The 16,059-nt window shown below is 61.5% G+C and carries 13 protein-coding genes; all 13 read left to right on the top strand.

What is annotated here, in order from left to right; genetic code table 11:
* Positions 1–83: 83 nt before the first annotated feature.
* The 13 genes from rmuC (at position 84) to BAD_RS07645 (ending at position 15,806) form a co-directional block, all read left to right on the top strand.
* On the top strand, positions 84–1,418 hold the full coding sequence (gene rmuC / locus BAD_RS07705) for a DNA recombination protein RmuC (protein ID WP_011743750.1): 1,335 nt from the start codon (positions 84–86) through the stop codon (positions 1,416–1,418).
* 69 nt (positions 1,419–1,487) lie between these two features.
* Entirely contained in the window at positions 1,488–2,159 is a 672-nt protein-coding gene (locus BAD_RS07700; RefSeq protein ID WP_011743749.1) for an orotate phosphoribosyltransferase, read from the top strand.
* Between the two features lie 137 nt (positions 2,160–2,296).
* A complete protein-coding gene (locus BAD_RS07695) occupies positions 2,297–3,160 on the top strand; it encodes a TrmH family RNA methyltransferase (protein ID WP_041777421.1) in 864 nt (287 codons plus the stop codon).
* A 183-nt stretch (positions 3,161–3,343) separates the two neighbouring features.
* On the top strand, positions 3,344–3,640 hold the full coding sequence (gatC, locus tag BAD_RS07690; RefSeq protein WP_011743747.1) for an Asp-tRNA(Asn)/Glu-tRNA(Gln) amidotransferase subunit GatC: 297 nt from the start codon (positions 3,344–3,346) through the stop codon (positions 3,638–3,640).
* 1 nt (position 3,641) lies between these two features.
* A complete protein-coding gene (gatA, locus tag BAD_RS07685) occupies positions 3,642–5,177 on the top strand; it encodes an Asp-tRNA(Asn)/Glu-tRNA(Gln) amidotransferase subunit GatA (RefSeq protein ID WP_011743746.1) in 1,536 nt (511 codons plus the stop codon).
* A gap of 25 nt (positions 5,178–5,202) precedes the next feature.
* Entirely contained in the window at positions 5,203–6,699 is a 1,497-nt protein-coding gene (gene gatB / locus BAD_RS07680; protein ID WP_011743745.1) for an Asp-tRNA(Asn)/Glu-tRNA(Gln) amidotransferase subunit GatB, read from the top strand.
* Positions 6,700–6,968: 269 nt separating this feature from the next.
* On the top strand, positions 6,969–8,039 hold the full coding sequence (locus BAD_RS07675; protein ID WP_011743744.1) for a GNAT family N-acetyltransferase: 1,071 nt from the start codon (positions 6,969–6,971) through the stop codon (positions 8,037–8,039).
* A complete protein-coding gene (locus BAD_RS07670; RefSeq protein WP_021913485.1) occupies positions 8,036–8,347 on the top strand; it encodes a DUF2469 domain-containing protein in 312 nt (103 codons plus the stop codon). Before BAD_RS07675 ends, BAD_RS07670 begins: the two co-directional genes overlap by 4 nt.
* 172 nt (positions 8,348–8,519) lie before the next feature.
* Entirely contained in the window at positions 8,520–10,109 is a 1,590-nt protein-coding gene (locus BAD_RS07665) for an NAD(P)/FAD-dependent oxidoreductase (RefSeq protein WP_011743743.1), read from the top strand.
* A 366-nt stretch (positions 10,110–10,475) separates the two neighbouring features.
* The gene (gene rho / locus BAD_RS07660) at positions 10,476–12,455 is read left to right on the top strand and encodes a transcription termination factor Rho (RefSeq protein WP_041777420.1); all 1,980 of its coding nucleotides are present in this window, start codon (positions 10,476–10,478) and stop codon (positions 12,453–12,455) included.
* 371 nt (positions 12,456–12,826) lie between these two features.
* Positions 12,827–13,303: an Lrp/AsnC family transcriptional regulator gene (locus tag BAD_RS07655; RefSeq protein WP_003810036.1), complete on the top strand. Its 477-nt coding sequence runs from the start codon at positions 12,827–12,829 to the stop codon at positions 13,301–13,303.
* A 48-nt stretch (positions 13,304–13,351) separates the two neighbouring features.
* Positions 13,352–13,765: a chorismate mutase gene (locus tag BAD_RS07650; RefSeq protein ID WP_011743741.1), complete on the top strand. Its 414-nt coding sequence runs from the start codon at positions 13,352–13,354 to the stop codon at positions 13,763–13,765.
* A 67-nt stretch (positions 13,766–13,832) separates the two neighbouring features.
* Positions 13,833–15,806 (top strand): hypothetical protein, encoded by a 1,974-nt coding sequence (locus tag BAD_RS07645; protein ID WP_011743740.1) that lies wholly within the window; start codon positions 13,833–13,835, stop codon positions 15,804–15,806.
* Positions 15,807–16,059: the final 253 nt, after the last annotated feature.

Genomic DNA, 16,059 nt, shown 5'->3' with positions numbered 1-16,059 from the left:
GTTGTGTGGCATGCGGTCGGTCTTGCGAATGAATGTGGATGCGTGGATTGATGTGTTCCTGACGACGTGATACCATCGAACGTATGTTCGATAATCCTGTGTTTGTAGTGATATTGCTGGTGATCATGGCCGCGCTCGGAGCGGCTGCGGGCTTCTTCGCGGGCCGTGCCAAAGGGCAGGATATGGCCCGTGGCGCGAAGGAATCCGACCTGAACGAGGCGAAGGCGCAGATCGAGGCGGACAAACAGGACATCAGCAATCTCAACGCGGCTGTTGTGCAATACCGTACGCAGGCGGAAGGATTCAGCCAACAGCTGACGTATCTCAAATCGCAATTGGCTCAGGCCCAGCGTGCCGAGGAAATGCGCGTGGAACGTGAACGGCAGCGTGCCGCCGAAGAAGCGAACCGTCATCAAGCCGAAAGCGAACGGAAACTGCAGGAGCAAAGCAAGGTGCTCTCCGCACTGGCTCCGGTGCAGAAGAACCTCGACGCCCTGCAGACAAAGGTCGCGCAAATCGAAGAGGGCCGCAAACATGAGATGGGAGCGCTCGGCGAACAGCTCAAAGGTCTTGGCGAACAGCAGGCGCGATTGGATCGCGAGACGAGCGCCCTATCATCGGCATTGCGCAACAACAAGGTGCGTGGCGCGTGGGGCGAGGCGCAGCTGCGCAACATCGTGGAATCGGCGGGTCTGTTGGAACATGTCGATTTCGACACCCAGGTTGTGGTCACCGACGCCGATGGACATACGCAACGGCCGGATATGATCATCCACATGCCGGGCGGCAAAACCATTCCGATCGACGCGAAAGCGCCATACGCCGACTACCAGCGCGCATGCGAGATTCCAGACACCGCCTCACCGGAGGAACTGGCCCGCAAGAACGAGCTGCTGCATTCCCATGCCAAAGCGGTACGAGACCATGTGAAGACCCTGGGAGACAAAGCCTACTGGAACGCGTTCAGCGATGCTCCGGATTTCGTGATCGCGTTCATCCCCAACGAATCGTTGCTGCAGGCCGCATTGGAAACCGACCCGACACTGATGGACGACGCATTCGCGCAGAAAGTCGCGCTGACCTCGCCGATCACCCTATGGGCGGTGCTCAAATCCGTGGCATACGCATGGCAGCAGCAAAGCCTGACCGATGACGCGAAAATGCTGTTCGACCTGTCCCGAGAGCTGTACGAACGGTTTGCAGTATTGGGGGAGCGGGCCACCAAACTGGGTTCCGCCATCACCAAAACGGTCGGCGCATACAACTCGTTCGCCGCGTCGCTCGAATCGCGCGTGCTGGTCACCGCGCGCAAACTGCAACGCGTCGACCAAAGCAAGGTCATCGGCACCGTCGACATGATCGCGCCCGAAAAAGGGGATATCCGCGAGTTGTCCGCTCCCGAGACCAACGCCGAATAACCATGTTTATCGCTCATAAATCACCCATACCGCACGGTGAATGACGAGCCGAAAGGATAGGCTGGAACCATGACCGAAGAGAACACTTTCCGCAAGACGACACCGGTTCCGACGCATGATTCCGCTGCGGGCCAGTCTGTTTCCGCTTCGACGGAATCCACCGTCGATTTCGCCATGCTCGAACCTCGCGACCAGCTCAAGACGCTGCTGCAGGCCGAAATGAAGGACAAGCCTTTCTCGGAACTCTCCTCCGTGCTGTTCGACCATCGTGGAGCCTCCATCGTCGGCCATATCCTGCTCGACACGTTGGAGGAAGCCGGCTATTCCGTCGACGATTTCGACGCGGTCGGCGCATTGACCGCCGCGGCCGTGCCGCTGGTCTCCGCCATGATCCAGGCCGCCGCCTCCCGTGGTGAGGATTTGGACGGTTTCGTCATGGACTTCGTCTATCCGTCCATCAAGGGTCCGTCGATTGCCGGCAAACGCGTGGTGCTGATCGACTCCTGGCTGTCTGAAAAATCGTATGTGCAGACCTCATCGCTGGTCACCCTGCGCAACGGCAACGAGCTGAGCCTCGACTTCTCCGTGGTGGAGAACGAAGGCGCCAAAGTGCTGGCCGTTGCCTCGCTGATCGGCGGTGTCGACATGGTCGACCCGACCATCAAGGTCATCAACCCGGTCACTTCGGAGGAATCCGAACTGCCGTTCGTCGAAGTGTTCAAGGAATCCGAACTCCACTGAACACCGAGTTTCCCGCCGACCGACCGCAAACATATCTGCCGTTGACGTCGTCGAATGTGCGATGACAAGCATGATGATGCATACGGATGCGCGGGCCTTTGACATATTTGTATTGCTGTTCCTATGAAGGGGAGAACGTGCACGATCCCAATCCCATCGATGTTGCCGCACAGGCATCCGGCGAACCGACGTTCCGCGAGGTCGGCGTAGGACCGTGGTCGCAAACCCATCCAGGCGAACCACGCCCGGACGATGCGTCATCCCCCAATTACGACATCCGCTTCGACTCCACCCTGCTCGACGAAGGCGACCGCCGCAACGTGCTCGACCGCTACCGCTACTGGACGGTCGCGGCCATCAAAGCCGACCTGGACTCCCGCGGGCGCCACGATTTCGAAGTCGCCGTGGAGAACTGGACCCACGATTTCAACATCGGCTCCATGGTGCGCACCGCCAACGCGTTCCAAGCGCGCCGCGTGCACATCGTCGGCCCGCACAAATGGAATCGCAAGGGCGCGCTCATGACGGAGCTGTACCAGCACGTCGAAAACCATCCATCCATAACGGAACTCGTCGAATGTTGGAAACTGCGCATCGCCGGCGAAATCGCCGCCGCCCAATCGCAAGCCGCCGCCATCGCCTTCCATATGCGTGGCTCCGCAGCCGCGACGGACGGCACTTCCGGCACTGCCCCGAACACAAGCGAAACCATGGCCCAACTGGAAGCCTTGGACGCGAAAATAGCAGAACTGCAAGCCGCCCGCGTCATCGCGCTCGACATCATTCCCGGCGCGGTGCCCATGGAAACCTACCATTTCCCCAAACGCTGCCTCATGCTTTTCGGCGCGGAAGGCCCGGGCCTGTCCGAAAAAGCGCTCGAACTGGCCGATGACGTGGTCTACATCTCCCAATTCGGCTCGGTCCGTTCCATCAACGCCGGCGCCGCCGCCGCGGTCTCCATGCACGCCTGGATCGCCCAGCACGCCGCGCCGCACGCCTGATCGCGCCATCGGCACGCGGCAAGAAAAGCCGTTAAGCGTCGCTTTGCCGCAATAGCGGATGCGTGCTCGCCGACCAGGCGACGGAACGGCCGTCGAACGGATGGCGGCCAGTCGCGGCCGGGTTGCGAACGGGGCACGAAATAGGGCACACGCTCGTCACACAGACGCGTTACTGTTAGGGTCATGCCTACTTTCACCAAAGAAGAAATCGTGCATTTGGGCGATCTGGCCCGAATCGCACTCACGGACGAGGAAATCACCCGTCTGCAGGGCGATCTGAACGTCATCGCCGAATCCATCAACAAGGTCCAGGAAGTCGCCACCGACGACGTGGAACCGACCGCGAACCCGGTCCCGCTGGAAGCCTACCTGCGTCCGGACGTACCCGAGACCCCGCTGACCCAGGCCGAAGCCACCGCAGGCGCCCCGGTCTCCGAGGCCGGCATGTTCGTCGCACCGCGCATTCTGGGACAGGAGTGATATGAGCACCACCGAACTCGTCAAGCTTTCCGCCGCCGAGATGGCGGCCAAGATCAAGGCCAAGGAAGTTTCCAGCCGTGAGCTGGTCGAAGCCCACCTTGCGGTCATCGAATCCGCCGAACCGAGCGTCAAGGCCTTCCTGAAGGTCTCCGCCGACCAGGCCCTCGAACAGGCCGACGCCTTCGACGCCAAGTCCGATGAGGACAAGTCGCAGATGCCGGAACTCGCCGGCGTGCCAATCGCCATCAAGGACATGATCGTCACCAAGGGCATCGAAACCACCGCCGCATCCAAGATCCTCGAAGGCTGGGTGCCGCCGTACGACGCCACCGTCATCGAGAAGCTCAAGGCCGCGGGCATGCCGCTGTTGGGCAAGACCAACCTCGATGAATTCGCGCAAGGCTCCTCCACCGAGCACTCCGCCTACCAGACCACCCACAATCCGTGGGATACCGAGCGCGTGCCGGGCGGTTCCGGCGGCGGTTCCGCAGCCGCAGTGGCCGCATTCGAAGCTCCGCTCGCCCTGGGTACCGACACCGGCGGCTCCATCCGCCAGCCGGGCTCGCTGACCGGTACCGTCGGCGTCAAGCCGACCTACGGCGGCGTCTCCCGTTTTGGCGCGATCGCCATGGCCTCCTCGCTCGACCAGATCGGCCCGTGCTCCCGTACGGTGCTCGACTCGGCCCTGCTGCAGGAAGTGATCGGCGGACACGACAAGCGCGATTCCACCTCCATTCCGGAAGGCCCGCGTCCGATGGTCGCCGCCGCCCGCGAAGGCATGAAGCGCGATCTGAAGGGCCTCAAGGTCGGCCTGATCAAGGAGCTCGGCGGCGAAGGCTTCCAGCCGGGCGTCATGGCCCGCTTCAACGAAGGCGTCAAGAAGCTTGAGGAAATGGGCGCGGAGGTCATCGAAGTGTCCCTGCCGCACCTGCCGTACTCCCTCGGCGCCTACTACATCATCATGCCGTCCGAGGTCAGCTCCAACCTGGCCCGTTACGATGGCATGCGCTACGGCCTGCGCGTCATGCCGCCGGCAGGCGTTCCGCAGACCGCGGCCAACATGATGGCCTACACCCGTGAGGCCGGCTTCGGCGACGAAGTCAAGCGTCGTATCATCCTCGGCACCTACGCCCTGTCCGCCGGCTACTACGATGCCTGGTACGGCTCCGCGCAGAAAGTCCGCACCCTGATCATCGACGACTTCAAGAAGGCCTTCGAAAAGGTCGACGTGCTCGTCGGCCCGACCAGCCCGGTCACCGCCTTCAAGTTCGGCGAGAAGACCGAGGACCCGATGGCCATGTACGCCATCGACATCACCACCATTCCGGCCAACCTCGCCGGCGTGCCGGCAATGAGCATCCCGGCCGGCCTGAGCGACGACGGCCTGCCGGTCGGCTTCCAGTTCCTCGCCCCGCAGCAGCGCGACGAGGTCATGTACAAGCCCGCCGCCGCTCTCGAAGCGGCCCTCGAGGAAAGCTGGAACGGCCCGATCTGGCAGTCCCTGAAGACCCCGTGGCTCGACGGACTGGACAAGTAGGAAGCATCGGAGGAAAGAAAACAAAATGGCTGAAAAGTTGATGAAGTACGCCGATGCCGTCAAGAAGTTCGACCCGGTCATCGGTCTGGAAACCCACGTGGAGCTGTCCACCACCACGAAGCTGTTCTGCCCGGCCGAAGTCCACTTCGGCGGCGAGCCGAACACCCAGCTCACCCCGGTGAGCCTCGGCCTGCCGGGCTCCCTGCCGGTGGTCAACAAGACCGCCGTCGATTACGCGATCAAGCTGGGTCTCGCCCTGCACTGCGAAATCGCCGAATGGAGCCAGTTCGCCCGTAAGAACTACTTCTACCCGGACATGCCGCGCGATTACCAGATCTCGCAGTATGACAAGCCGACCAACGGCAACGGCTACCTCGACGTGGAGCTTGAGGACGGCACCATCTTCCGTGTGCCGATCGAGCGCGCCCACATCGAAGACGACGCCGGCAAGAACACCCACGTCGGTGGCGCTGACGGCCGTATCGAAGGCGCCGACCACTCGCTGGTCGACTACAACCGCGCCGGCGTGCCGCTGATCGAAATCGTGACCAAGCCGATCGAAGGCGCAGGAGACCGCGCCCCCGAAATCGCAGGCGCCTACATGCGCGCCATCCGCGACATCGTGCGTGCGCTGAACATCTCCCATGCCCGCATGGAGCAGGGCAACATGCGTGCCGACGTGAACGTGTCGCTGCGCAACAGCCCGTCCGATCCGTTCGGCACCCGTTCCGAAACCAAGAACGTGAACTCGTTCCGTGGCATCGAGAAGACTATCCAGTACGAGATCCGCCGTCAGGCCGCCATCCTTTCCGAAGGCGGCGAGATTCTGCAGGAGACCCGTCACTGGGACGAGGCCTCGCAGACCACCGCCGGCGGCCGCGTGAAGTCCGACGCCGACGACTACCGTTACTTCCCGGATCCGGATCTGGTGATGCTGCACATCACCAAGGAGCACATCGAGGAGATGAAGGCCCAGATGCCGGAAATGCCTCGTGAGCGCCGCAACCGCCTGAAGGGCGAGTGGGGCTTCAACGATCTGGAGATGCGCGACGTGCTCAACGCCGACGCTCTGGACCTGCTCGAGGACACCGTCAAGGCCGGCGCTTCCGCCTCGGGCGCCAAGAAGTGGTGGCTGGGCGAGCTGTCCCGCGAAGCCAACAACAAGGGCGTGAGCCTTGAAGAGCTGCCGATCACCCCGGCCGACGTCGCCGAGGTCGAGAAGCTCATCGCCGACGGCAAGCTCAACGACAAGCTCGCCAAGCAGACCGTCGCAGGCGTGCTCGCCGGCGAAGGCACTCCGGACGAGGTCGTCAAGAAGCACGGCTTCCAGGTCGTTTCCGACGACGGCGCGCTCGAAAAGGCCGTCGACGAGGCACTCGCGGCCAACCCGGACATCGTCGAGAAGCTCAAGAGCGGCAACATGAAGCCGATGGGCGCGATTATCGGCGCTGTCATGCGCGCCACCCGCGGCCAGGCCGACGCGAAGGCCGTCACCAAGATCGTGATGGGCAAGATCAAGTGACATTCCGGCGATTGCCGAACGTTGCCTGATTGATGGCATCGAAAGGCGTGCGTTTTTGCGATGAGAGGAATCGTAAAAACGCACGCCTTTCTGCATTTTGTTGCTTTTTATCTGCTTTTACATGCCTTTTCGTACGATTCACGCGTCGGCTGGGGAGGTTTCACGGGGATTTTGCCTAACAAAACTCCCAGCTGGCGTTCAGTCGGGTACAATACCGTCGGTATGGGTGCGGCGAGGGACCGCGCCGAGAAACATAGGAAACGATAATCATGTCAGAGTACGCTGAAACCACAGCGAAGGAACAGACGACGGACCAGCGGGCGAGGGAGCTGCCGGAACGCATCGTCATTCCGCCCATCAAGGGCGAGATGGTGCACTTGCGCCCCGCCACCATCGACGACATCGCACGCATGGAGGTCATTGAGGCGTACGTCGGCGCATCCGGCATCACCGGCAAGGACCGCGTGGCCGAACGTGGCGCTGTGAACGCGTGGGTGCGTCGTTCCGTGGCATGGTCCAATGGCGAAAAATCGAACGAATCCGGCGTGGGGGATCCGGAATCTCGTCGTACCATCGCATGGTCCATCGTCACCGAAACCGACCATGACGGCGACGGCGAGCTTGACGCGGCCTCTTCCGACAACGTGATCGGCATGATCTTCCTCATCGACATCGACGGCTGGGCACGTTCCGCCCGCATCCAAGTGGTGCTCGGCAAGGACTACCGCGGCCGCGGCTACTCGCGAGACATCATGCCCCGCGTGATGACGTACGGCTTCGCGCCGGAACCGGCGGGCCTCGGCATGCACCGCATTTGGGTGGCCGTGCCGGAACAGAACACGCGTTCCGTATCCGTCTACCAGTCGCTCGGCTTCGTGCCGTCCGGCCGTTCGCGCGATGCCCTGTGGAACGCGTCGGAGAACCGTTACCAGGACCTCATCGTCATGGACACGCTCGTCGACGAATTCGACCCGATCCGCTCGCTCGACGCGTTCGGCATGCACGTGATCGAAGACAATCCGGGCGTCAAGGAGGCGTTGAGCGCCCGCGAACACTCGATCGCCATCCAACTCAACTCCGTACATAAGGGCGATGCGGACGATGCCGCAGCGGCAGGCCAGAGTGGAGACACGGCGCAGACCTCCGCCGACGAGACGTCTGCCGCGCCATCGCAGGAATCGCAGCCGAACGAAGCATCCGGAACGGCGAAGACGGACCAGAAGGCCGGCGATGCCGACAACAACTGGCCGTACAGCTCGGATGAGCGCAAAACCTCGAAGGATGCTTGGTGGCGCACGCTTGGACGTGGCCGCAAGCGCGACACGGAAGGCAGACGATGAGCGCCGAGGACCTCGACAACTACGAAACCGACGCCGAGCTGTCCCTATACAAGGAATACCGCGACGTCATCAAACTGTTCACCTACGTTGTGGAGACCGAGCGCCGCTTCTATCTGGCCAATAAGGTCGATTTCAACGTGCGTTCCGCCGGCCAGGACGTCTACTTCGACGTGCGGCTGACCGACGCGTGGGTGTGGGACGTCTACCGTTCCAGCCGTTTCGTCAAGAACGTGCGCATCGTCACGTTCAAGGACGTGAACGTCGAGGAAGTGCAGAAAACCGACATCGACATTCCCGACAGCATGTAGCGGACCTACGGAAAACCAGTCTTCGGCGGAAGCCGTACGGCTGGTTTTCCTTCTATCAGGGCGATTGCTGTCGGACTTGGCGGTGATTTTGTGTGCATGCGCACAGGTGCGCTGTGCGTTTCCCTACCTTCGGGTAGAATATCTTCGATTTTGTTTGTAAGGAGACTTCAAAGTGACGCAAAAGCAATCCGTGGTCATCATCGGTGGCGGCCCTGCCGGCCTGACTGCCGCTTGGGAGCTCGTCAAGGACGGTGGCTCCGAACAGTACGACGTGACCGTGCTGGAAGCCACCCGCGAATTCGGCGGCATCTCCCGCACCGTCAAGCATGACGGCAATCGTATGGATATCGGCGGCCACCGCTTCTTCTCGAAGGACGACCGCATCATGGACTGGTGGAAGGACGTTCTGCCGCTGCAGGGCGCACCCAGCTATGATGACAAGAAGCTCCACCGCGAGCATGATATGGAGCCGGGCGGCCCGGATCCGGAAATCGAAGACAAGGTGATGCTCAAGCGCCACCGCGTGTCCCGCATCTACTGGAACCGCCACTTCCTCGACTACCCGATTTCCCTGAGCGCCAACACCCTGAAGGCCATGGGCTTCAAGCTCACCATGGTCGCCGGCTTCAGCTACCTGAAGTCCATGGTGCACAAGCTGCCGGAAACCAACCTGGAGAACTTCTACATCAACCGTTTCGGCCGTAAGCTCTACTCCATGTTCTTCGAGGGCTACACCGAGAAGCTGTGGGGCCGTCACCCGTCCGAAATCTCCGCCGACTGGGGTGCGCAGCGCGTCAAGGGCCTGAGCATCATGGGCGTGCTGAAGAACGCCTTCCAGAAGCTCCTGCCGAAGAAGCGCGACAACTCCGAAGTCGAAACCTCCCTCATCGAGGAATTCTGGTATCCGAAGCTTGGCCCGGGCCAGCTGTGGGAAACCGTCGAATCCAACTGCGAAGCCGCCGGCGTGAAGGTCATCACCGACGCCAATGTGGTGGAAATTCGCCAGAAGGACGGCAAGATCGCATCCGTCGTGTACGAGGATTCCGAAGGCAACCGCACCGAAATGGCCGCGGACGACTTCATTTCCTCCATGCCGGTCAAGGACCTTGTCAACGCCGTGGACGCCTCCGACCATCCGGCTCCGAAGGATATGACCGAAATCGCCAACGGCCTGCCGTACCGCGATTTCGTCACCGTCGGCCTGCTCGTCAAGCACCTGCGCCTGACCAACACCACCGACATTCCGACCCTCGGCAACCCGCCGATCGTGCCGGATTGCTGGATTTACGTGCAGGATCCGGGCTACAAGGTCGGCCGTCTGCAGATCTTCAACAACTGGAGCCCGTACCTGGTCAAGGACGTCGACAACACCGTGTGGATCGGCCTCGAATACTTCTGCGAGGAAGGCGACTCCTTCTGGAACATGACCGACGAGGAAGCCACCAAGTTCGCCATCCAGGAGCTCACCCGCATGCAGGTCATCAACGGCCCGCAGGACGTGCTCGACTCCCACCGCGAACGCGTCAAGAAGGCTTACCCGGCCTACTTCGACACCTACGACCGCATGCCCGAACTCGTCGACTACCTCGACTCCTTCGGCAACCTGTACTGCGTTGGCCGTAACGGACAGCACCGTTACAACAACATGGACCACTCCATGGCCACCGCCATCGAAGCCGTCAAGGACATCAAGAGCGGCGAAACGTCGAAAGACAACGTGTGGTCGGTCAACACTGACAAGTCCTACCACGAAGAAAAGTAGAAAAATAAATAACGCGTGCGTATATGCCCTTTCTCCGGCGCTCGACGTACCTTTGTACGCCTTCGGCCTCAGACGGGCGTCTTCGCACGCGTTATTTATTTTTCGCAGCGTAACTTTGATCAAGCCCATGCTTTTTGGCATGGGCTTTTTCATTGCGATTTTTATTGCGATTGCGCGGTGCGCGAACCGCACGGGCGGACCGCGCGTGCCCGCTTTGCGTTGGTCTGGGTTGCGTTGTATGGTTAGGACAGTTCGAAAACCGCGATGTTTCGCGGCGGACTTTTCATTCGACGGAAATTTTCCGCAATTCTTTTTTACAGCTGTCGCGGGCGCATGCCTGTGGAAGCCAAGGAAAGGCAGCTACCAGTGGCAACAAGCCCTAATCTCGATGATATGAAACTGCCCGAGCTCAAGGAGCTCGCCAAGCAGATGGGACTTCGTGGTGTCTCCACCATGCGCAAGACCGAACTGATCGCAACACTTCAAGCCGCCCGTTCCGGCGGCCAGGCTCCGGCCGGCGTCACCGTGCGCGCGCCAAAGTCCGCTCCCGCCGCAGACGCTGAGGTCAAATCGGCAAAGGACAAGAAGGCCGATGAAGCCAAGCAGGAGGAACGCCCCGTCCGTGCCAAGCAGGCCAAGTCCGCGGAATCCTCCGAAGTCGCGGATGCCGTGGCAGCGGTGGACGCGTTGAAGCCGAACGATGAAGCGCCGAAGCGTCGTCGCCATCGTGACGCCGAAGCCGGCGCCGACCTGCTCGCCGAACTGGGCCTTGACGATGCCGCTCCGAAGCAGGATGACCGCCGTCGCCGTCGTGATGACGACCGTAGGGACGATTTCGAGCCGCGTCGCCGCCGTCGCGTGGCGGACGGGCCGAAGAACGAAGACGTCGTGCGCGACCTTGATGACATCCTCGCCACGCTGCCGTCGCAGGAAGACGCCGACGATGATAAGCGTCGCGACGAGACCGAAGACAACGAATACCGTCACAGCCGTGGACGCAACGATCGCCGTGGCCGCCGTATGCGTGTCCGTGACCGCGATTACGACGAGCGTGACGAGCGTCGCGGCAGGGGCGATCGCAATGATCGCAACGACCGTAACGATCGCGCCGACCGCATGGACCGCAACGCCGACCGCGACCAGCGCAACGATCGTATGGATCGCGCTGACCGCGACCAGCATCGCGACGAGCCGAAGGAAGACCTCGTGCCGGTCGCCGGCATCGTCGACGTGCTCGACTCCTACGCGTTCGTGCGTACGTCCGGCTACCTGCCGGGACCGAACGACGTGTATGTCTCCATGGGCCAGGTCAAGAAGTACGGCCTGCGCAAGGGCGACGCCGTGCACGGCTCCATCCGCGCCCCGCGTGAAGGCGAACGTCGCAACCAGCGTCAGAAGTTCGTGCCGCTGCAGTCCATCGACTCCATCAACGGCATGAGCGTCGAGGAAGCGCAGCATCGTCCGCAGTTCAGCAAGCTCACCCCGCTGTATCCGCAGGAACGCCTGAAGCAGGAGACCACGCCGAACAAGCTCACCGGCCGCCTCATCGACATCGTGGCGCCGATCGGCAAGGGCCAGCGTGGCCTGATCGTGTCCCCGCCGAAGGCCGGCAAGACCATCACCCTGCAGAACATCGCCAACGCGATCGCCACCAACAATCCGGAAGTCCACCTGATGGTCGTCCTCGTGGACGAACGTCCGGAGGAAGTCACCGACATGGAACGCACGGTGCAGGGCGAGGTCATCTCCTCCACCTTCGACCGTCCGGCCTCCGACCACACCACCGTCGCCGAACTGGCCATCGAACGCGCCAAGCGTCTCGTGGAGCTCGGCCAGGACGTGGTGGTGCTGCTCGACTCCATGACCCGTCTGGCCCGCGCCTACAACATCGCCGCGCCGGCCTCCGGCCGCATCCTGTCCGGTGGTGTGGACGCGCAGGCGCTGTACCCGCCGAAGAAGTTCTTCGGCGCCGCCCGCAACATCGAAAACGGCGGCTCCCTGACCATCATCTCCTCCGCGCTGGTGGAAACCGGTTCCAAGATGGACGAGGTGATCTTCGAGGAATTCAAGGGCACCGGCAACATGGAACTGCGCCTGAGCCGTGAGCTCGCCGACAAGCGCCTGTTCCCGGCCATCGACGTGAACGCCTCCGGCACCCGCCGCGAGGAGCTCATCACCGATCCGCAGGAACTGCCAATCATCTACCGTCTGCGTCGCCTGCTGGGCGGCCTCGAGCCGGAACAGGCCTACCAGACGCTCGTGCCACGCCTGAAGAAGACAGCGACCAACCGCGATTTCATGGCGTCGCTCATCCAGCAGAGCGGCAACGCCACCAACGGCAACTGAGTCGTCGGCTGCAAGCGAATCTGAAGGTTTGAGGGGCTGCATGGCAATCGCCGTGTAGCCCCTTTCCTATGCGTACGTTTCGACGAATTTCGTGAAATTGGCCACTTTTTGGACAACGTTGTCAATTAAAAAATAGGTAAAAATACGACGAGAAAAGATAAATGGGAAAAATATATATGGTCGATATGGGGGTATGAGCTAAATAAAACAAAGATATTTCATGACAGCGTTGCGCCGTCCGGATAAACTGCGGCGATTCCGCGACGGTATGTGCGCGGTAGTGGGTATGGTAAGGAAGAAAAAGAACATGGAACTGCAGTGGGGACGGTCGATTGCGGCCGGTGCAGTGGATTGTTGGAAAAGGGGTATGAATGACCAACAGTGACAATGGTCCGGTAGACGCACGTACGGTTGCGAGCCAGCTCGACGCGACCGATGGCGTAATCCTCGACATGCTTGAAAAGGATGGCCGAGCCACGCTGTCCCACCTTTCCGAGGCGACAGGCCTGTCCGTGTCCGCCGTGCAGTCGCGCGTGCAGAAGCTTGAGCGTCGCGGCGTGATCCGCGGCTACAAGGCGGTTATCGACGACGAGCGCCGCGGCCTTGCGGTGAACGCCTACATCGCGGTCACGCCCATCGATTACTCCCAGGAAGCCGAGATTCCAGACAAGCTCAAAAACATCGACGGCATCATGTCCTGCGATTCCGTCGCCGGTTCGCCCAGCTTCATGCTCACCGTTCGCGTCGAATCGCCCAGCAAGCTCGAAGAGCTGTTGAACCTCATCCATCGCACGGTGTCGGTCAGCACCGAAACCACCATCGTGCTGCAGCGTTACTTCGCGAAGTGACCGCTGTTCGGCAGATGCCGCGGTAGGGTGCGCGGTAGGCTTATACCCATGAGCGACAGCGAACATGACTGGCTTCGGCCAGAAGAAGAAACCGAATCCGAAACCATCATCGACGCGCGCACCGCGCAGAACAACCCCGAAGTGGCCGATGTGGTGGCTAAAATCGCCTCGCTGCGCCAATCGATAGACAACGTCGACACCGCCATCGTCTCGCTGTTGGCGGAACGGTTCAAATACACGTCGCAGGTGGGTGTGCTCAAGGCGCGTGCGGGCTTCGCGCCGGCCGATTACCAGCGTGAACATGCCCAGATCGAGCGTCTGCATCGCATTGCCGACGAAGCCGGACTGGATCCGGAAATCGCCGAAATGTACCGCGAATTCGTGGTGACCGAGGCCAAGCGCCGCCACAAGCGCATCGCCGAAAACGGGGGAGACCCGGGCGTACTCGACGTTTTCGCCTGAGCCGTCCGTTTTCCGCGCGCCCCGCGCGAACGTCCATTGCCGACGGGCATGCCGGGCACTACATTAAATGCCTTGGAAAGTTGTTTCGATTGCGATTGAGAGGTCCGGCATGCGCCACGCCACCGCGAACCGTCCATCCGGTGCCCGACGCCCGCTTGCCGCGGCGATCGCGGTCGCCGTCATCACCGCCGCTCCCGTCGCGGCAGTCGGCGTGAACGACGCGATATCGGCCTTGCAACAGAATGGGCAGTACGCGGCCGATGCATCGCATGATGACGTGATGAGCGCCTACACCTCCATCGACAAACCAGGCCGCCTTTTCCTGACCAACAGCGGATCCTCCACGTCGAAACGCGTTCCCAAAGGCGTTGTCGCATTGCCGTGGAAAATATCCGCCTCCTTCACCCTCAACGGGCCCGACGTAAGCGTTTCCGACGTTTCCGGCGCTTCCGGCATGATCGGCATACGCATCGCCCTGCATGCCACGAAACCCGACGTGACCGCCAATCTGACGCCAATCGTCGCCTTCACCATTCCCGGACGCGTCGGCAGTGACGTGACCGCCGATGACGGCGTGCTCGTCTCATCCGACAACACCTCGACCCTGGTGGCTGCGGTCGGCAAACCGGGCGAGGACCTGACCTTCAACGCCTACGTGACGGCGAAGCACTTCACCATGAGCTCACTGTCCATCGCCGCGGTGGAAGGCAACGTTCAGCAATCACTGCCTGACCTGACCAAGCGCGCAACCACCTTGGTGGACGGTCTGACCAACGTCGGCTCGCAACGCAACCGCAAGCTCATCGCCCAACTGGAACAGCTCAGAGACAACGAGAAAGCGCTTGCCAAACAGACCATCGCCGTACGTTCCAAAGCGCACGATCAGGCGTTCGACGGCTACATCGACGCGTACGTGGGCTCATACACCACGCATCTGTCCGGTTCGATCGGCAACGCCACACAGCTTCCCGCCATTCTCGGCACCGCGTCCGAACTGAACGGCGATACCTCCGTAGCTAAATCCGTGGCAGACCTGGCCAACGCCGTCAACGACGTGAGCGCCGCATACCGGCATATCGGCGCGGCCGACGCCGTCGACGAGGTGATTCGCACCATCGAACAGCGTGGCACATCCGGCTTGGTGAACGAGCTCACCAAGCGCGCCGGCGAGGAACAACAGCGCGGCTCCAAAGACTACAGTGCCGGCCAATCGCAGCTGTCCGCGGCCATGATCCCGTATTCGATGGATTTCACCGACGCATACACGGCTCGGCTTAAGGAACTGGGCGCCACCGCAGGCACGGCTGGCAGCTACGAAACCCAGGCGATCGCCGACGTGCGTGTCGGCATCAAAGACAATGAGAAGCTCAAAACCGCGTCCGACAAGGTGTCCGCGGCGATGACCGCGTTGGCGGACGCCAGCGAGCACACCGGACAGGCCAGCGCATTCCACCAGATCGTGCTGCGATTCGCCGACCAGCTGGATTCGGATGACGACACGTCCGAATCGGGCGCTGCCGATGACGCTTCTGTGCTGGACACGTTGCGTTCCGCCTCTGCCAGCCAATCGTTGTGCGCGAAAGCCGAGAAACGGCGGTCCCGTGCGCAACGCAAGGCCGAACGCGCGCAGGCGAAGAACAACACCGCCGATTCGACCAGCTTGGTCGATGACAAGAACGCCATCAGCATGGATGATGTGATGAGCTACGCGGGCGGACTACGCCCGTCGTTCGGCGCCGCAGCGGACACCACGTCGAAGAATGTGGCGAAAGTCGGGGGAGTGGACGGCTCTTCGAAGAACAGCGGTGGCGATTCGTCCGACGGTTCGGCGGATTCGTCCGCCAGCTCGCTACCAATTACCGGCTATGGCTTGGCGAAAACCGGTTTCACGCCGGATAATGGCGATTTGATTGACGAGACGGTCGAATTGGCCGCCGCTGCGGAAGTTTTCGACGATGCGCTGCAGGCTGGATTGGGTGGGAACGGTTCCGGAAATTCGTCCGCTGGCCCGCAGTACCTCCTGTCCGTTCCGGTGCTGTAGAGCACGCGGTTTGTGCGATGCGCTAAATCCGATAGTGCTCCGTCGCTTACGTGGTACGTTTCGGGGTTTTTGATTGCGATTTCCGCCTCCGCTTGTGCCTTCGTTGAGATTACGCCCATAAAAACCATTTTTCGCGTACGGGTTTGTGCGCAGGGGGCAGGAATGTACGCTGAGAACAGCCGAGAACGGGATAAGGACGGTTCTATGCGCGCACGTCTTGCGATTTAGGGCGATTCTGCACGGACGTGAGCAA

Origin of the sequence: Bifidobacterium adolescentis ATCC 15703 (genome assembly GCF_000010425.1) — a bacterium.
In the GTDB taxonomy this organism is placed as follows: domain Bacteria; phylum Actinomycetota; class Actinomycetes; order Actinomycetales; family Bifidobacteriaceae; genus Bifidobacterium; species Bifidobacterium adolescentis.
Note: the sequence above shows the minus strand (reverse complement) of the source record. Positions and strands in the feature narration are given on the sequence as shown.